Here is a 17,433-nt window from a genome sequence, read left to right on the forward strand (position 1 = left end):
CTCGGCCACGTCTGTTGTGGTTGTTGCCACATTTCTGCGGAACCGCGCAAGCTCATGTATTGCAATAACTTGCGACGTAGCAACAACTTCCCTCTGCCGGCCGTTGCCCGGAAGAATACCAAAAAGAGCGAACTGGGAAGAGGCAGATCTGCGGAGGTCCAAGAACCGCAAAGTGAGCAGGATCTCGCCAAGCTCGATGTGGACGAATTCTAACGTTTTGGTAATATTTCTCGGCTGCCTGTTTGGCCAGAGGCTGCTTTTACTAGTCCGCGAGACCCCAAGCGGCCGAAGTTCGCCGGGATCACCTGAACCAATCATTCCCCAATGCTGACATCGCTTTTGACCCAACGGAGTGTTTCGATGCTCGAAAATGCTGCCCACGACATGTCGTATCCGCCGGCCCGTGGTCCGGTATTGCTCCTCAGTTGCATGGATCCGCGCTTGCTCGACAACACGGCCATGTTCATGAATCACGACAATCTCGAAAACCGCTACGACCAGGTGATTTTTGCCGGTGCCTCGCTGGGGGCCCTCGGTGGCGGGTTGCCCGAGTATAAGCACTGGAAAATGACATTTTTTGACCATTTGGCCGGGGCGATCGAACTGCATCGGATTGAAGATGTCTACATTCTCGAGCATCGCCATTGCGGCGCTTATCATAAGATTTTTAAGGTCGCCGCCGAGTTTGACGACACCCCGGAAGGGATGGCTGCCGAAGCGGAACTGCACCTGAAATATGCCCAGATTCTGACCGGTGAAATCGAAGACTGGGCCTCAGCCCGTGGTGTTAAACTCTGCGTCAAATCGTTCCTGATGGACATGCGCGGGACCGTCTCAATTCTGCAGATGCCAAGTGGTTCGAACGGTTCCAACGGCGCACCCAAGCTCAAAAAGAAGAGCAAGAAAGTGAAGCGAACCTAAGACGCCAAATTTCGCTCTCAATGACAGCGATTTGCCACTCGGGCGGCTCGGTTTTGCTGGAACCGCGCATATCGGGGCCTCGGTCGGGGGATTCTGCCGGTTCTAGGACTTGCAGAACGTGCAGCAGGCCCGATTTTTGGCCGTTTGAGCGGGGAGGGGTCCGCCGTGCCTTGTCCACTCGGCCAACGTGGCATAATCTGAGAGGTTCCCTCTGCGGCGAAGCTGCGCCCGGGGAAGCTCGTTGACAGCGCTTGTTTGTGTAAATCGTAGGAGAATGCAGAATGGCCGCTACCTTAACCGCCACCGAAACGCAACTCATGACCGGGGCCGATATCCTCGTCAAGTCGCTCGTCGATCACGGTGTTGAGGTCGTATTCGCCTATCCAGGCGGTGCCAGCATGCCCATGCACCAGGCCCTGACGCGTTACTCGGACAAAATCCGCACCATTCTTCCCCGCCACGAACAGGGCGGTGCTTTCGCCGCCCAAGGCTATGCCCGTTCGACCGGCAAGCCCGGCATTTGCTTTGCCACCAGCGGTCCCGGTGCGACGAATCTCGTCACCGCCATTGCCGATGCCAAGCTCGATAGCATTCCGATGATCTGCATCACGGGGCAAGTGCCCACACCTGTAATCGGCACCGATGCGTTCCAAGAAACGCCCATCGTCGAAGTCTGCCGCCCCATTACGAAGCACCACTTCCTGGTGACCGACGTAAAAGATCTAGCGCGTGTGATGAAGGAAGCCTTCTTCATTGCGACGACTGGTCGCCCCGGCCCGGTGCTGATCGACATGCCCAAGAACGTGCAGAACCAGGTTTGCGTTCCCAATTGGGACGCGCCAATGAATTTGCCGGGTTATAGCGGCAAGACTCCGCAGGCCCGGCCCGAGCAGATCAAGCAGATTGTCGCCGCCATCAAGTTGGCCAAGCGGCCAGTCATTTATGCCGGCGGTGGTGTGATCGCGGCCGAAGCTGCGGAAGAACTGCGGACCTTCATCAAGAAGACGGGCATTCCCGTTGCCATGACCGTGATGGGCCTCGGTGCTTATCCGAACGAAGGTCCGCTGTCGCTCGATATGCTCGGCATGCACGGCAGTGTGTATTCGAACTGGGCCGTGCGCGATAGTGACCTGCTGCTCGCCTTTGGCGTGCGGTTCGACGATCGCGTGACCGGCAAGCTCGAAACCTTTGCCAAGCATGCGAAGATCGTGCACATCGACATCGATCCGTCGGAACTCAACAAGAACAAGCCCGCTCACATTCCGGTGTGCAGCGACGTGAAGTACGCTCTGACCGAAATCAACAAGACGGTCGAAGCGCCCGCCGAGATCGGCCCCTGGGTCAAATTGTGCCAGGATTGGAAGAAGGCGCAGCCCTTCAAGTTCGACCAGAACTGCAAAGGCATTTTGCAACAGCACGCGATTGCCGAGCTCAGCCGCCTGACCCAAGACCGCAAGGCTTATATCACGGTAGGTGTGGGCCAGCACCAAATGTGGGCGGCCCAGTTCTATAAGTTCAAGCATCCCCGCACCTGGCTCAGCAGCAGCGGGCTTGGAACGATGGGCTTCGGCCTGCCAGCTGCCATGGGTGTGCAAGCCGCTCATCCCGAGGCATTGGTCGTCGATATCGACGGCGATGGCAGCTACCAAATGAACATTCAAGAAATGGCTACCTGCTACTGCGAAAAGCTTCCCGTAAAGGTGTTGCTGCTCGATAACCAGCACCTGGGCATGGTGGTGCAATGGGAAGATCGCTTCCACGAAAGCAATCGCGCCCACACTTACCTCGGCCCGATCGATCATGAACACGCCAGCGGCAAGCGGGCTTGGAACGACAACGGCTTCATGGCCGAGACCGACCGCTACCCCGACTTCACCATGATCGCCAAGGGTTATGGTTGGGGTGCTGCAAACGTCAGCAAGAAGGAAGACCTGACTGCCGCGATTCAAGAAATGATCGACTATCCCGGCCCGTACGTCCTCAACGTGCAAGTTCCCTACCAGGAACACGTGCTTCCCATGATTCCCGCCGGCAAGTCCGTCGACGACATCATCACGGAGTAGGACGTCGCTAAGTTATGCCATAGCGATCGAACCAGGTAACCATCCCGGGCAACCGCTGGTGCCGCGCGATCTCCCCTCGCAAATCATCCTATCTGTCCAACAATCGAGTCTATTGTTGGACAGCAATCGCTCGGAAACCCGAGAATTGCGTAGGTCACTGTCCAACAATGGACCCGATTGTTGGACACCACTCTTTTGCGGTTTGCGCGCCAAGGCATTACCCGCGGCACGCTCGTTTTCGAAGTCGCCGCTCCAATCAGCCCCGCTGGCGAATGGTTCTAGCGCTTGGCGACCTGGCTCGCTCGCTCTTGTGCAAGCCGGCGAGCATCCCGCTCTTCGATTGTTTCAAACGGGTGGAGTTCCTCGTCTTCACGCTCGCTATCGGATTTGGGCCGCGGCTTATGATCCTTAAGGCGATCGGGCCGATCGATGAACGGAGCAAGTACTGCATAGAGCACCAGTGCGGCGATCACTCCCGTCATGAAATCGGTCAGCGGCACTGCGACAGCAGTAAAGATCATGAGCAGGGTGTGAAACCGACTATGCCGCCAAACCTCGACAATTTCACTCGTCTTGATCATGTTGCTGGCAACCCACAGCAGGATGCCCGCGATGCAGGCCATCGGCACAAGCTCCAGGTATTGAGCCAGAAAATAGGCAATGCCCAGTTTCAGAAAGCCCTTGAAGTACCCGGCGAGCGGGGTCACGGCACCCGCTTTGATACTGGTCGCTGTGCGGGCTAAAGCACCCGTGCAGGGGAAACCATTAATCAGTGGCGTGATGATTTGCACCAGCCCTTGGCCCCAGAGCTCTTTGTCGGGATTGAACGGCGTCTTTTTGTTCTCGGCCAGACGATCAGCCATCGACGAACAAAGGAGACTTTCGACCCCAGAGACGAACACAATCGCCACGGCGAAATAAACCAAGTCGAAGATGACACTGGGTGTCGCCTCCGGTAGCTGCGGAGGCGTGAAGACAAAGAAGTTATTGGGAATCGCGCCGTAACGATCGCCGACCAGCAGGATTCCATAACCGGACAAAAGCGTTGCTGCTGCGATGGACGCCACACCAATGGCGATCAGGGGAGCGGGGATATAGATCGAGACTTGGAGCAAGCGCTTGGTGGTGAAGAAGGTGAAGATGGCCAGCCCAAATGCAACCCAGTTGATCTTGTCGGTTTGCGAAACGATCTCGCCCAGCTTCTTCAGCAAGCCACCTTTAATCGAGAGTTGGAGGCCGAGGGCTTCGCCAACATTCGAGAGGCCAATCGTGATGGCGATGCCGATGGTAAAGCCGACCACAATGGAATTGGGAACCCATTGGGCCAACTTGCCCATTCCAAACAGCCCCATCAACATCAGCACAACGCCAGCGACGATGGAGGCAAGGACCAGAAAGCCGTGCCCTTCGACAAATTCTGGCGTACCCGGCGCGCCACCGTATTTCGACATGACGGCCGCAATCAACGGAATGAAGGCCGCAGTCGGTCCATAGACCTGATACTTCGAACCGCCAAATGTCCGGCCGATCATGCACGCGAGTGCGCCGGCAATAATGCCCTGTTCCGGGCGCAACCCCATGGCAATCGCAAAACCCATGGCCATGGGAATCGCCGTGAGTGCCACGATGAGGCCGGCACTGAAGTCGCGATAGAGTGTCGACTTCCAGGTTGCGGGAGTGAGATCTTCGAAGCGGCTATCGAATAGCGTAAAAAACAGCTTCAACCGATCCCACATGGAATTATTCCTTCGTGAAGTTTCGGTTTCGGCAGAAACTGAATATTGTGGCTACTGATCTACGCAATGGCGCGTGAACGGTAGCGTGGCGATTCATCATCTGAGCCATCTTCGACCTCGAGCACGGGGCGGAATTCGTGGACAGCCGAATCGTATGCGAAGATCTGGCCGGTCTCGATCTTGTACATCCAACCATGCAAAGTGATTTGGCCGCGCGAGACTTTTGTGGCAATCACCGGCGCAGTTCGCAAATGTTCGAGTTGCACCAAGACGTTCTCTTGGGCGGCGGCGGTAATGAGTTCGGCACCGCTTAGGTGCTGATAATGTTCCTTGACGATGGCTCCCGTCGAATCGGCATGACGCAGCCAATTGGTGACTGCAGGCAATTTCTCGGCAGTGCCACCTTCGACGACGGCTCGCATGGCACCACAGGCGGTATGACCACAGACGATGATGTGCTTCACACCGAGCGCGGTTACCGCGTATTCAACGGCCGCCATCTCGCCATTGTTGCTGGTGCCGTAACAGGGAATCAGATTGCCCACGTTCCGCACGATAAAGAGACTGCCTGGCGCCGAATTGGTAATCAAATTCGGATCGATGCGCGAATCGGAGCAGGTGATAAAGCAAGCCTCGGGTGCCTGACCTTCGGCAAGTTGCTCGAACAGCTTTTGTTGCTGTTGAAAGCCAATGTTCTGGAAGTAGTGAACACCCTTAACCAGGTTTTGCATGACTACCCCTTCAATCGAATTGCGAACACCAACCGCCTGCCGTTGCTCGCGCAAAAAAAATGCGACGAAGCAACAACTTGCCCGCGTCAATCGTTTCTGATGAACATAACGGCTTTGTAAGGCCGAAACATTACGAAACTGTAATAGTCTCGCGTGAAAAAGACAAGTCTAGCTTTTCGAAATTGCCAAATCAGCTTGCCAAATAACGACTTACGACGCAAATTGCGGCGAAATGTTGTCGTTGGTTGCCTAACGGATTCGTTAAGGACTATTGCTTCGCCAAAAGTTACCAATTGTCCCGCCAGCGCAGGGGATGGCAACTTTTTGGCTTGCTTGAGCCGATTTGAACGTCGCTACTTGGGGGGCCTGTTTGACGGGGGCCAAAGGTCCGAAAGAAGATTCGGGTTTGCAACCAGCAATTGCGTGACCCGCCTATCGCTGGCGAGTAAAGGCCGATAGCTTAGCGATATCTAGTTGCGCGATGATTACTGCCGCCCGCGCTTGCTCGCAGACAGCTTCTTCTCTCCCGTAAGTCGCGCCTGGATACGCTGCCAAATTGCTTAGACGCGGCTGGTCCAGATTGCTGGGCGACCGCTGACCGGACGTCTTTTCCCGGAGGTTTTCACCGCCATGAGCACCGCTACCACAACCCACACTCCTTCGCGTCACCCGGGCGTCACTATTTCCCCTTTATCCACTCGAGGTCGCACGAAGATCGTGGCCACCGTCGGCCCCGCCTGCCGCAGCATCGAGATGCTGACCAAACTGATTCGCGCCGGAGTTTCCGTATTCCGTCTGAACACTGCTCACGGCAACGAACAACAGCGAGCTGAGATTCTCGCCGATATCCGTAAGGCGTCGGCCGAGATCGGCATCGAAGTTGGCGTGCTGGTCGATCTCGCCGGTCCCAAGATTCGCTTGGGAGAATTGCACACCGATCCCACCAACTGCGAACCAGGGGCAATCTATCGCTTCGTCCGTGGCAACAACCCGCAAGCAGCCGATGAACTGACCTGCACATACGCTTCCCTCGTCAGCGAATTGCAAGTCGGCGATAGCGTAATGCTGGCCGACGGCACCGTGAGCATGGTGGTGGTTGGCAAGGTCAACGATGAAGTTCGCTGCCGCGTTGTCGGTGGCGGCATCATCCGTAGTCGGCAAGGAATCAATCTCCCCGGTGCCAAGCTAAGTGTCGCTTCGCTGACCGAAGCCGACATGGCGAATGCCCTGTGGGCCGCCAAGAACGACATCGACTTCGTGAGCCTCAGCTTTGTCCGTTCGCCCGTGAACGTGCTCCTCCTCAAAGAGTTGCTTCAGTCTCAAGGGTGCAAAGCGTGGGTGATTGCCAAAATCGAAAAGCCCGAAGCGCTGTTGCATCTGAAAGAGATCGTCGCAGTCGCCGATGGTGTGATGGTCGCGCGAGGTGATTTGGGTGTCGAGATTGATGTAGCCGAAATCGCCGTGGCGCAGAAGCGAATCGTGCGGGAATGTCAGGAGCAAGGCAAGCCGGTGATTGTGGCGACGCAGATGCTCGACAGCATGCACCACAATCGCCGTCCAACACGAGCCGAAGCGACCGACGTTGCCAATGCCATTCTCGATGGTGCCGATGCCTGCATGCTTTCTGGCGAAACAGCCATCGGCGAGTTTCCCGTCGAAGCGGTCGAAACAATGAATCGCATTGCAATCGCCACGGAACCACTCCTGAAAGAAATGTCATACAAGACGCGAGTCGCACACGACGATGTCCATCCCATCACGGCAGCTGTCGTGCGCGGCACAGCGGTCATTGTCGAACAATTGGGTGCCAAGCTGGTCGTCGTGGCGACTCGCGGCGGCGGCACTTGTCGGCTCCGAAGCAAGCAACGGGATTTTGTGCCGACCATTGGCACCAGCGACTCCCTGGCGGTCTTGCGACTCTTGACGTTGTTCTGGGGCGTTACTCCGCTCGCCGGCGCGCCGGTTCATGATGGTCCCGCGCTCCGCGCCTTCATCGACGATTGGGGCCGCAAGCAGGGCCTGCTGCAAAAAGGCGATTGCGTTGTCTTCGTCACCGGCACCAACTTCTATCCGCTGGCTCAAAACCTGCTCGTTGTCCATCAAGTGGAATGAGCTATTTCGCGGCCACTTCTTCGGCAGTGCGCTCGTGCAGGTAACTCACCCGCGCGAGCGCTTCGGCCTGCGTCACGCCTTGAGCAATTGGCAGTAACAGATAGGCGGCGCGGCCACTACAGCAATCGAGAATGATCTGTTGTGGATTGGGCGAGTGAACTCCAGACGCACAGGGCTCGTGTCCGTTGACCAGCATTTGGGCCGAGACCAACTTGGCAAATGCAGCGGCATTGGCAGCCCGATAGTCGCGTCCCCAGACCAGTCGGAACACGTCGCTTCCCTGTTGCCAGTCGGCCGGAGACAGGGGGCGCTCGAAGATGCCCAAATCGAAGGTGTGAGAATCGCAGCGATCGGGCAAGCTGTGCGAAATGAACGTCCCTCCCGAGAGTCGGATGGCCAGCGGACAAGTGCCGATGAACTGCATGTACGCGCTGCGAACTCGATCGGCCGCGCAGGCCCCGTACATCTCGACAATCCCCGCGCGAAACTGCAGATTCAGCATGCGCTTGCTCTTGCAGATCGGAAAGTCACCCAGCTCGGCCAACTCATGATTGCTGAGCAAGAAGTGAAACCGATCGGGATACTGGCACTTCAGCCGGGCGACATCTTCCAGCAGCAGGTGACTCATGCAGCCCGCGTCACCAGGGTAAGACGGCCCGCCGTGACAAACCTCTTGCATCACCAGGTGCCGTCGCGGATTGGCAGACAGATCGGCCACTTGCACCAGGCGGTTGAAGTTGAGCCGGTTGCCGTGCAGATCGGCCGAGATCAGCACGTCGTCCCCTGCGTCGGCGTCGAGCAACACCAGGTTGCCCTGTCTCGAAGCGGTGGCGCGGTTAGCTGCTGCTGCCTGCGTGCAGCATTGAAGCACCGATTCGATCTGAGCGGATGAGGCAGCCATGTCTGCTAACAGAGTACCATCCGTGCTCGAAAACGTCCACGCGAACCCTGTTCTCTGCGACCCGGCGATTGTGGACACGCCGCTAACCGACCTATCATCAGCGGTCATGCCGCAGCCTCTTCGTCGCCCGTTTTACGACCGCCCGCCGGAAGTCGTCGCGCGCGAATTGATTGGTAAGTTACTCTTGCGGGAGACGTCGGCCGGCCTGTGCGGCGGACTGATTGTCGAAACCGAAGCCTATCTGGCCGAGGGTGATTCGGCCTGCCATGCGGCCAAGGGGCAGACGCCGCGGAACGCTTCGATGTTCGGCCCGCCCGGACATGCTTACGTTTACTCCATTCACGCCAAATGGTGCGTCAATGTCGTGACGGAACAGGCTGGAGTGGCGAGCGCTGTTCTCATTCGTGCACTCGAACCACTCATTAACCTGGAGTTGCTGCAAGCGCGTCGCCCCCTCGCGACAACCCGTGACTTGGCGCGCGGCCCCGCAAGGCTGTGTAGCGCGCTCGAGGTCACTCGTGCGCAGGATGGTCTTGATCTGACCGTGGCCGAACAATTATGGATTGCCCGATCGGCAGGCCTGAAACTGTCGCCAGATTCCATCGGCACATCGACACGCATCGGCGTCACTAGCGCCCACGACCTGCCGCTACGCTTTTATCTTCGCGGCAGTTCGTTTGTCAGCGGACCGAAGAAGTTGAATCGGTAGGCGAGGGGGTTACGCCCCCTACCTAAATCCAAAACTTGAGTCCCCCTCATTCACCTGCTAAAGAATAGTCAGCTAACTCCTGGCTATCCTCCAATTCGTACCTCAAACCCTAGACAAATCATGCAACGTCGCGACTTCATCGAACAGAGCCTGGCTGCCGGAATCGTCTTTGCGAGCACAGCGCACCTGGTGAATCCTCGCCCCGCCTATGCCTTGGCTAATGATAAAATTTCGATCTGTGCGATGGGAGTGAAAGGACGTGGCGGGCATGTGCTGCAGAGTTTCATGGGATTGCCCGAAGTCGACGTGAAGTACGTTTGCGACCTGGACGAATCTGTGCTCGCTGCGCGGGTCGCGATGGTCGAAAAGGCGACCGGCCGCCGGCCGCAAGCGATTAAGGACTATCGCCAGGCTCTCGACGATAAATCGCTCGATGCCATCGTCATCGGCACGCCCGACCATTGGCATGCTTTGCCCACCATTCATGGCTGCCAGGCTAAGAAAGACGTCTACGTCGAAAAGCCCGATGGCCACAACATCATGGAAGGACGCACCATGGTGGCGGCAGCTAAGAAGCACGGCCGAGTAGTGCAAATGGGCACCCAAGCTCGTACCGGCCCGCACCTGCTCAGTTTGATGGAGTATTTGAAAACGGGCGCGCTTGGCAAGGTCCGTTTCGCCAAAGCTTGGGAAAGTGCCAAGCAGGGAAGCATTGGCCACGCGCCCGATGGCACAGCACCGGCGGGACTCGATTACAACACCTGGCTTGGCAGCGCGCCGCTCCGGCCGTTCAATCCAATGCGTTTTCACGGCAACTGGCGCTGGTTTTTCGACTACGGCACCGGTGACCTTGGCAACGATGGCGTCCATCGCCTCGACATGGCCCGCTGGGCCCTCACCGCAGCAGCTGCGGCCAAGGGCGAAGTCGTACCGGAGATGCCGCGGGCCATTGCTTCTCTCGGCGGCAAGTACTACTTCGACGACGATCAGGAATGGCCCGATACGCTCATGACCACCTTCGATTTCGCGGGTGGCTATCTGCTCACCTACGAAATGCGCGTTTGGAATGCCTATCACCTGCACGACGAACCTGAAGGTGCCGCCGTGCATGGCGATCAGGGCTACGTGATCATCGGCAACAGTCGCTGGCGGGCCTTCGATCCCAAGGGGAAGCCAGTGACCGAAGACAAAGCGGGCTACAACGACGTCGGCCACGTCAAAAACTTCCTCGACTGCATGCGCTCGCGCGGCAAACCAAACGCCGATCTCGAAACCGTTGGTCACCCCTCCAGCTTGCTCTGCCACCTCGGCAATGCTGCTTGGCGCGCCGGCCGCACGCTCAAGTTCGACAAAGAGACCTACAAGTTCATCGGCGACGACGACGCGAACCAATACCTGACTCGCGCCGAATATCGCAAGCCGTTCGAACTGCCAAAGATTGCTGATTTGTAGTGCGCCTGCTTCACCACTGCGCCCCGGTACTCGTGGCACGCCACGCAACTACAGGAAGACGGTTGCGGTGAGGGTCTTAGCTGGAGAAAGACGCGCCGATGCGCTGGAAGCCTTTCGATAGCGATGCTAAACGATGATGTTTCCGGGATCGATTTGAAACGACTCGAAGTGGGGATTGTCGTCAAAGACAGTCAGTCCCAACCCATTGGCAAAACGAATCGTCAGTGACTGCGGGGCCGCGATTGTGATCGCTACGACGCGCTGCCCGATGATGCGCTGAAAATGAAACGGACCTCGATCAGGATCAAACTCGCCGGAGTGAGTATCCACCAACTGGCCCGTCTCGCTCCGCAAATCCCATCGCGCGGTGACCGAAATGGTTCCCGTCGGCGTGAAATGGAATTGAAACTGGTACGTACCGATACAGACTTGCGACAACTCGCCGCCGATCAGAAAACTTAAGTCCAAGTCGGCCGGCACGCCGTACATCATTCAGGTCCTTTTCCTCGCCACTACGCAAACGCTGCCTTCATCTCTTGAAAGTGCTTGGCGCATTCTTCGCGTACGTTGCCGGCTTCTTCGTATTCGAGCACGACGTAACCGCGATAGTTGGCATCGCGCATGATCTTGGCGAGGCGTTTGTAGTCGGCGGGGACTTTTTTCTTGTCGGGCCCGGTCATCACCACCTTCACCTGCATGTTGAGCGCGTAGGGGGCGATCTGTTCGAGTTCGCGGTACGGATCGTCGCTGTGGAAATTGCCGCTGTCGACATTCACGCCGAACCACGGGCTGTTCACATCGCGCACGAATTGCAGCAGCCCATCGGCCGTTGCAGTGGGGCCGCCGTGATTCTCAAGTGCCAAGTGCACACCATGCTGCCCGGCGTATTCGCAGCACTCTTCAATGCCCGAGACCATCAGCGAGTGAGTTGCGGCGGGCGTGGAGTCCTTCTTCACGTGTCCGGCAAAGATGCGAATCACCGGCGCGCCGAGAATCTCGGCAAAGTCGATCCATTGCTTGGTCAGGGCAATCTGCTTCGTTCGTTCCTCGCCCGGCGGAAAGCCGAAGTCGTTGCCAATCGCCGTGCCCGAAACATCAAGCCCCAGGCGAAAGCACTGGCGACGGAGCGAACGCAGATAGTCGTGCGTGACCGCCTTGGGAAAATAGTACGACGTGAGTTCGGTTCCATCGCAGCCCAGTTTGGCACAATCGTTGATGAAGTCGGTCAGCGTGGCGGTCGGCTCGGTGCCGTCCTTTCCTTTTTGCAGCAGCGAGCGATAGCTGTACGCTGCCAGGCTGAATTTGAACTTGCTCTGGCCATTGCGCGGGATGGGTTCGATCGCGGTTGCTGGTTGGCTCAGCGAAGTGGCTGCCGCGCAAGAGACCGCGCCCAGGGCAGCAGCGGAAAGGAACTGTCGACGCGACGTAGTAGGCAAGTGAGTGTTCACGCAAAAGGCTCCAGCGAGAGGGTGAGGATGCGATATGTTGTAACCGGTGGTTGCCGTCGTTGCGAACCGGAGCATGCAGCATGTCACATTCCACCTCTTAAAAGCCACGGGCCGTCATCTCTTCGCCCCTTAGCGACCTGCTGAAACCGGAACTCGCGGCCGGCAATGCGATCGTTGCTGATGGCCCGCCACTGCCGCAGTCGACGCCGCAAGCTTAACTGGATATTCACTTTACGACGTAACAGCAAATTTTACCCAAAAAACCAACTAAGCGTATTGAAAACGAGTCTCATTATCTATAGAATCATTCCAGCCAGCAAACGCTAGTCACTTCGGACCATCCGACAGATCGCAAGCATCGGTTTTCGCTGAGGGTTGAATATGGCTGCTGGAATGACGCGCACGCTGGAATCGGCCGCGGCACTTTACAGGCGCGGCTTTCACGAAGAGGCCTTGGACGCCATCGAGAATTCGCTGGCGAGCTCGCCCGATGACGGCCGGCTCTGGGAACTACGCGGACTGGTGCTGCGGGCCACGGGCAACATTCCTCTCGCCTGCGATTCGCTGGAACATGCCTCGCTGCTGGTGCCACTCTCTTCTGGCGGCCAGGTAACACTGGCCGATTGCCTGGCTCGCACGGGGCACGGCAACGTGGCGATCTGCATCGCCGAACACATTATCTCGCTGGCCAATGTCGATTGGTCGCTGCTGTTGTACCTGGCACAGGTGTGCGACCAGTGCGGACGGACCGATCTGAGCAGCGAGCTCTGTCGCGAAGTGAACTGGCGAGTCCCGACCTGCCACCAGGCTTATTACGATCTGGGTTATTACCTCGGTCGCGAGCGCCGCCCGCTGCCCGAAATTGAAGCGGCCGCCAGGCAGGCCATCGAACTCGCGCCGCAGGTTGCCAACTATCGCGTCGGCCTCGCTTCGCTGTTGTGGCAGCAAGGAGATGCCCCGGCTGCGTTTGGTGAAGCGAACGTACTCACTGAAACGGAGTTGAAACAGCTGACGTGCGAGTGCTGTTTGCGGCGGCTGGTGAAAATCTATTGGAATGCCAGCGCCTTTGCGAAGTCCAGCGCGTGCGTAGAACGGTTGGCCGAACTCGAACAAAGTTCGCGCCAGGCTCGTCCGGATTGCCGCTCATGAGCCAGTTGACTTATGTGTTGATGTTGCACGTGGCAGTCCTGGCCGTGGCGACTGTGGCGGGCCTGCTGTTGGTGATGCTGCGAAACTGGGGGGAGAATTGGACGATGAACGTGAGAAGTCGTGTCCAGCGACGTTACGTCAAACGCGAATTGAGTCTGCCGCAAACGATGGCGGGAACTGCCACGATCGTCAAGCCGAAGCGACTCAAGTCGACGCTAGTACGCCCGCTACTAAAGACGGCGCGCTAAGAATCACTGGCTGTGCGAGGCCTCGCCTGACACGGATCTCCGCCCGCGTTCAGGCGAGGCCCGCATGACCGGTTTCGCTTCGAGCGAAAGAGCTGCCGCGGGACCAAGGGTCCGTTGAGCTTGCCGCAGCACTTGAGCGGCAGTCGCCGTATCGCCCGCCGCAGTGCTCGCTCGCAACCACGTCTCGAATACGGTCCGCTGGCCGGCAATAAACAGCGCGGCGTCTGGTCGGCGCTGGCTACCCGCTTCGAGCAGTTGAATTGCCCGGGCATATTCTTGCTGCTGGCACAACCGCAGGACCCACTGCTGATGGATATGCAATTCATTTGTCCTCAGCGGCTGATAGGTGGCATCGAGCTTCAGCCCCATCGCAATCTTTTCTGCGGCCGCCGCGTGTTCGCCCGCCGTACACAGGGCTAGCGCCCAATTGTTTAGCCCGGCCAGCAGATTTTCCCGCGCATCGCGGTCGTGCTCATCGAGCAGAATGCTGATCTGCAGCTGGTTCACAGCGGTCGCGAAGTCTTTCTGCTCGAGCGCTGCTAAGGCCCGGTTGTAATAGATGCGTCCCAACAGCTGAGTCGGCAATATTGCCCGCCGAGTGGTATCGCGCGGCTTGGCAATCACGACCGCTGCGGTCGCCTCGCTTGCGTGACGCGTGAACCAATCGCGGCGCGTGGTTTCGACTTCCTCAATGCTCGGCCCCAACAAGCGGCAATTCACATGGCCACTCTGGGCAACAATCTCGACGGGCACGCCAAGCTGCGAGCACAGGTCGTAGTAGAGAACGGTCGCCGTTACGCAATTGAAGTCGCCACAGGCGAGGGTGGTTTGCACAAGCGTGGCAGCTGGGCGAAACTTGCCAGCCAGGATCTCGCGATGTAAACCGGCGAGCAGTGCCGGCGCACGGTGCGTTGCAGGCAGCCGCGCAATTCCGGGCAAATCGATGGCACTGTAGCGGGCAGCCCGCACCCGCAGCCAACGAGCCCGCTCATCGTGCTGGTCAATACCGCTGGCAATGAGTGCTGCTTCGATAAAATCGATCTCCTGCAATTGACCATCTTGAGCATCGGCGAGCAGGGCGTTCTCGGCATCACTAAGGACGACCTGCGGCAGCGAATGGTTGCTGACGGCTACAATCGTCTGCTCATGAGCACTAGCTGATCCGCACGCCAAAAGTGCGACGGCGGTCAATACAACGACAGCTAACTGGCGATGGGCCAGGGGATAGCTTCGCGAGACCGGCGGGGTACAAATCACGTGGAGTTGAGGCTCGCGCGGGAGAGTGGGGCGAGAATGGCAGGCACACGGATGGGAAGCCGCCAGTTCGTGCGCTGGAGGCCAGTCAACCATACGTCGCAGATGGACGACTGGGGGCCGGGCCGAGCCGCTTCTGGCCAGAAAATACCCCGCGCGCGTGCCGGTCATGCGGGCTGTGCCGATGGCGCAAAAACTTTGCGGACCTTCACTTCGACCCGCGCGCCGATAAACCGATATGATGAAATTGTGGGGCGGCGCACTGGCGAAGGAATTCGCGGGGCAACGCCCGTCGCCAGATCACGCTTATCTCTACGAAGCACGACGCACTGCCGATGGCTTTTCTGAATTTTTCACTGCTGGCCGGCGGGCTGCTCATGGCCCTCCCGATCTTGCTGCATCTGGTGATGCGGCAGCGGCCGAAGCAGTTGATTTTCCCTGCGCTCCGCTTTGTGCAGCAGCGGCGCGAAGCCAATCGCCGACAACTGCAACTCAAACATTGGCTGCTCCTCGCCCTACGCTGCGGCGCGGTTCTGCTCGCCGCACTAGCGCTCGCCCGGCCCAGTGTTGCTTCAGCGCTCGTCGGCGCGTGGACTGCCATTGCGCTCTTAGGAATCGCCCTGGTTGTGGCAATCGTCGTCGTCGTTGTCTCGCTGCTGACCAAACGTTCGCGCGCGATCCTCATTGGCAGCAGTGCCACGGCGGCCATCTTGGGGGGGATCGTCCTCTGGATGCTCGTCCGCGTCTCGGGTGGCGGTGGCACAGGGCTTGGCGATCAAGAAGCGCCGCTGGCTGCTGTGGTGATTGTCGATACCTCGCCGCGGATGCAGTATCGCCACGAGAATAAAACGCGTCTCGAGCAGGCGCAGACGATGGGTGCCTGGTTGCTCGAGCAATTTCCCGCCGATAGCGAAGTCGCCATTCTCGACTCGAAGCCGGGCAGCGGTGCTTTTGCCGTCGATCGCGCCGCAGCTGCCAAGTCGCTTGAACGCCTGCGCGTGGCTGGTTCGCAGCGCGCGCTGGTGGACGTCATCTCGGCGGCAATTGAGTTGGCTCGGCAGAATCCGCGCCTGCGGAAAGAAGTGTACGTCTTCACCGATCTGACACAGTCGGCCTGGCAAGCCGGCGATACTGCAGTGCTGAAAGAGCGTCTGAAAGCCAGTCCCGATATTTTGCTCTATGTCATCGACGTTGGTGTAACCAAGCCGCGCAATGCGGCGCTCGGCAAGACGCAACTCTCAGCAGAAGTGTTGCCGCAGCGCGGTAGCATGTCGATCGAAACCACCGTGCAAGCGAGCGGACTCGATGGCGATCGCCAAATCGATCTGCTACTGGAAGAGCAGGATCCCACGTTGCCAGTGATTCGCGACGGTCAAACGGTGCTCCCCAAGCAGATTCGCCGCGGCAGTCAAACCGTGCAACTGGGGTCGAGTCCCCAGCAAGTTCGCTTCTCGCTGCAAGGACTGGAACCAGGGACGCATCAGGGGCAGATTCGCTTAATTGGTGAAGATGGCCTGGCACTCGACGACGTTCGCTACTTCGCGCTCGAAGTGCAGCCTTCGTTGCCGGTGCTGGTGGTTGCGGGTCCGAATGTAGTGAGCGATCTCTTCGTACAAGTACTGAAAAACAATCCGCAGGTCCGTTTCGATTGCCGTGTGATCGCCCAGGCTGAATTGACGAGCCTCGACCTGAGCGAATATCGCGCCATCTGCCTGCTCGATCCGCAGCCCGCGACGCCCGAAGTTTGGGAAAAGTTAGTCAGCTACGTCGAGCGTGGTGGTGGTGTGGCGATTTTCCTGGGGCACAACGGGCAGCCCGTTGTTTCGTTCCAAGAGCCAGCAGCCAGGAAGTTGCTGGGCGGGAAGCTCTCGCTCCAAACGCGATCGGCCGGCGACTTGTATCTTGACCCGCGCACCTTCGATCATCCGATTACAGCCGCTTATCGCCAGCTCGATACGAATGTTCCCTGGGATCGCTTTCCGATTTTCTATCACTGGAATCTTGACGACCTGGCTGCGGAAACTCGCGTCGTCATTCCTTTTAGCAACGGCAAGCCAGCCTTGGCTGAATCGCAAATTGGTCGTGGTCGCGCGCTGATCCTGACGACCCCCGTGACCGATCCCCAGCGGCCGCGCGGTCGCACCGCTTGGAACGACCTGCTCACCGGCGAGGATGCCTGGCCCGGCTTCGTGCTGGTGAATGAGATGCTCCTCTATCTCACCGGCAGTTCCGAGGCGCGGTTGAATTACCTGACGGGCGAGACGGCGGTGCTGCGGAACGATCCGGCGACTCAGCCCGAACGTTATCAGCTGTTCACCCCGTTGGATGAGCCGCAAGATGTGCTGGCCCGCGAAGGTCGCCTGACGGTGCGCTTCACCGATAATCCGGGAGCTTATCGCCTCCGCGGTCAGTTGAGCGGGCCGGTGGTGCGCGGCTTCGCGGTGAACTTGCCCGCGGATGTGGGTGACCTGACGCGCTGGCCCGACGACAAGCTGAATGACCTGTTGGGCGCCGATCGCTTTCATCTGGCCCGAAATCAAACCGAAATCAACCGCGCTGTCGGTGCCGACCGCATTGGCAGTGAGTTTTATCCGCTTCTCGTTCTGTTGCTGGTCGTGGCGCTCGCCGGCGAGCAAGTTCTGGCCAATCGTTTTTACAGGAAAGACGAATAAAAGGAAGTTTTGCACTTCCAACTCAATCGCATGCCTC

14 protein-coding genes are annotated in these 17,433 nt (G+C 58.5%); 8 read left to right on the plus strand and 6 right to left on the minus strand.

All coding sequences use genetic code 11. The features are described from left to right. Positions 1 to 360: 360 nt before the first annotated feature. Both ETAA8_RS09010 and ilvB read left to right on the plus strand, forming a co-directional pair. A complete protein-coding gene (locus tag ETAA8_RS09010; RefSeq protein WP_202921696.1) occupies positions 361 to 921 on the plus strand; it encodes a hypothetical protein in 561 nt (186 codons plus the stop codon). Positions 922 to 1,202: 281 nt separating this feature from the next. Next, positions 1,203 to 2,984: a biosynthetic-type acetolactate synthase large subunit gene (gene ilvB, locus ETAA8_RS09015; RefSeq protein WP_238397711.1), complete on the plus strand. Its 1,782-nt coding sequence runs from the start codon at positions 1,203 to 1,205 to the stop codon at positions 2,982 to 2,984. Positions 2,985 to 3,262: 278 nt separating this feature from the next. Here ilvB and ETAA8_RS09020 read toward each other — a convergent pair whose 3' ends face one another. Both ETAA8_RS09020 and ETAA8_RS09025 read right to left on the minus strand, forming a co-directional pair. Then, positions 3,263 to 4,720, minus strand: a complete 1,458-nt coding sequence (locus tag ETAA8_RS09020) for a SulP family inorganic anion transporter (RefSeq protein ID WP_145087631.1) — start codon at positions 4,718 to 4,720, stop codon at positions 3,263 to 3,265. Positions 4,721 to 4,779: 59 nt separating this feature from the next. After that, on the minus strand, positions 4,780 to 5,451 hold the full coding sequence (locus ETAA8_RS09025; protein WP_145087633.1) for a carbonic anhydrase: 672 nt from the start codon (positions 5,449 to 5,451) through the stop codon (positions 4,780 to 4,782). A gap of 630 nt (positions 5,452 to 6,081) precedes the next feature. Between ETAA8_RS09025 and pyk the strand changes: the two genes are divergently transcribed. Then, entirely contained in the window at positions 6,082 to 7,563 is a 1,482-nt protein-coding gene (gene pyk / locus ETAA8_RS09030) for a pyruvate kinase (RefSeq protein ID WP_145087635.1), read from the plus strand. A 1-nt stretch (position 7,564) separates the two neighbouring features. Here pyk and ETAA8_RS09035 read toward each other — a convergent pair whose 3' ends face one another. Beyond that, complete coding sequence (locus ETAA8_RS09035) at positions 7,565 to 8,464, minus strand: metallophosphoesterase family protein (protein ID WP_145087637.1); 900 nt, start codon at positions 8,462 to 8,464, stop codon at positions 7,565 to 7,567. Between ETAA8_RS09035 and ETAA8_RS09040 the strand changes: the two genes are divergently transcribed. Continuing rightward, positions 8,463 to 9,173 (plus strand): DNA-3-methyladenine glycosylase, encoded by a 711-nt coding sequence (locus tag ETAA8_RS09040; protein WP_202921697.1) that lies wholly within the window; start codon positions 8,463 to 8,465, stop codon positions 9,171 to 9,173. The two genes, ETAA8_RS09035 and ETAA8_RS09040, sit on opposite strands and share 2 nt — an antisense overlap. A gap of 120 nt (positions 9,174 to 9,293) precedes the next feature. After that, on the plus strand, positions 9,294 to 10,625 hold the full coding sequence (locus ETAA8_RS09045) for a Gfo/Idh/MocA family protein (protein ID WP_145087639.1): 1,332 nt from the start codon (positions 9,294 to 9,296) through the stop codon (positions 10,623 to 10,625). A gap of 126 nt (positions 10,626 to 10,751) precedes the next feature. On the opposite strand, the gene ETAA8_RS09050 is transcribed toward ETAA8_RS09045, so the two are convergent. Continuing rightward, on the minus strand, positions 10,752 to 11,117 hold the full coding sequence (locus ETAA8_RS09050) for a hypothetical protein (protein WP_145087641.1): 366 nt from the start codon (positions 11,115 to 11,117) through the stop codon (positions 10,752 to 10,754). Positions 11,118 to 11,137: 20 nt separating this feature from the next. Then, positions 11,138 to 12,073, minus strand: a complete 936-nt coding sequence (locus tag ETAA8_RS09055) for a TIM barrel protein (protein ID WP_238397712.1) — start codon at positions 12,071 to 12,073, stop codon at positions 11,138 to 11,140. Positions 12,074 to 12,454: 381 nt separating this feature from the next. Between ETAA8_RS09055 and ETAA8_RS09060 the strand changes: the two genes are divergently transcribed. Together ETAA8_RS09060 and ETAA8_RS09065 are read left to right on the plus strand one after the other, a co-directional pair. Beyond that, a complete protein-coding gene (locus tag ETAA8_RS09060) occupies positions 12,455 to 13,222 on the plus strand; it encodes a tetratricopeptide repeat protein (protein ID WP_238397713.1) in 768 nt (255 codons plus the stop codon). Continuing rightward, on the plus strand, positions 13,219 to 13,470 hold the full coding sequence (locus ETAA8_RS09065) for a hypothetical protein (protein WP_145087647.1): 252 nt from the start codon (positions 13,219 to 13,221) through the stop codon (positions 13,468 to 13,470). Before ETAA8_RS09060 ends, ETAA8_RS09065 begins: the two co-directional genes overlap by 4 nt. 3 nt (positions 13,471 to 13,473) lie before the next feature. Here the strand turns inward: ETAA8_RS09065 and ETAA8_RS09070 are convergent, their stop codons facing one another. Further along, a complete protein-coding gene (locus tag ETAA8_RS09070) occupies positions 13,474 to 14,727 on the minus strand; it encodes a hypothetical protein (RefSeq protein WP_145087649.1) in 1,254 nt (417 codons plus the stop codon). 332 nt (positions 14,728 to 15,059) lie between these two features. On the opposite strand from ETAA8_RS09070, the gene ETAA8_RS09075 reads away from it, so the two are divergent. Continuing rightward, entirely contained in the window at positions 15,060 to 17,396 is a 2,337-nt protein-coding gene (locus tag ETAA8_RS09075; protein WP_145087651.1) for a BatA domain-containing protein, read from the plus strand. The last annotated feature ends 37 nt before the right edge of the window (positions 17,397 to 17,433 follow it).

The organism is Anatilimnocola aggregata, assembly GCF_007747655.1.
Taxonomy (GTDB): Bacteria; Planctomycetota; Planctomycetia; order Pirellulales; family Pirellulaceae; genus Anatilimnocola; species Anatilimnocola aggregata.

Excerpts from the sequence above, each read along its gene's own strand:
- ETAA8_RS09010 (WP_202921696.1), top strand. The coding sequence starts at position 361 with ATGCTCGAAAATGCTGCCCACGACATGTCGTATCCGCCGGCCCGTGGT.
- pyk (WP_145087635.1), top strand. The coding sequence starts at position 6,082 with ATGAGCACCGCTACCACAACCCACACTCCTTCGCGTCACCCGGGCGTC.
- ETAA8_RS09025 (WP_145087633.1), bottom strand. The coding sequence starts at position 5,451 with ATGCAAAACCTGGTTAAGGGTGTTCACTACTTCCAGAACATTGGCTTT.
- ETAA8_RS09040 (WP_202921697.1), top strand. The coding sequence starts at position 8,463 with ATGTCTGCTAACAGAGTACCATCCGTGCTCGAAAACGTCCACGCGAAC.
- ETAA8_RS09045 (WP_145087639.1), top strand. The coding sequence starts at position 9,294 with ATGCAACGTCGCGACTTCATCGAACAGAGCCTGGCTGCCGGAATCGTC.
- ETAA8_RS09050 (WP_145087641.1), bottom strand. The coding sequence starts at position 11,117 with ATGATGTACGGCGTGCCGGCCGACTTGGACTTAAGTTTTCTGATCGGC.
- ilvB (WP_238397711.1), top strand. The coding sequence starts at position 1,203 with ATGGCCGCTACCTTAACCGCCACCGAAACGCAACTCATGACCGGGGCC.
- ETAA8_RS09060 (WP_238397713.1), top strand. The coding sequence starts at position 12,455 with ATGGCTGCTGGAATGACGCGCACGCTGGAATCGGCCGCGGCACTTTAC.
- ETAA8_RS09065 (WP_145087647.1), top strand. The coding sequence starts at position 13,219 with ATGAGCCAGTTGACTTATGTGTTGATGTTGCACGTGGCAGTCCTGGCC.
- ETAA8_RS09020 (WP_145087631.1), bottom strand. The coding sequence starts at position 4,720 with ATGTGGGATCGGTTGAAGCTGTTTTTTACGCTATTCGATAGCCGCTTC.
- ETAA8_RS09075 (WP_145087651.1), top strand. The coding sequence starts at position 15,060 with ATGGCTTTTCTGAATTTTTCACTGCTGGCCGGCGGGCTGCTCATGGCC.
- ETAA8_RS09035 (WP_145087637.1), bottom strand. The coding sequence starts at position 8,464 with ATGGCTGCCTCATCCGCTCAGATCGAATCGGTGCTTCAATGCTGCACG.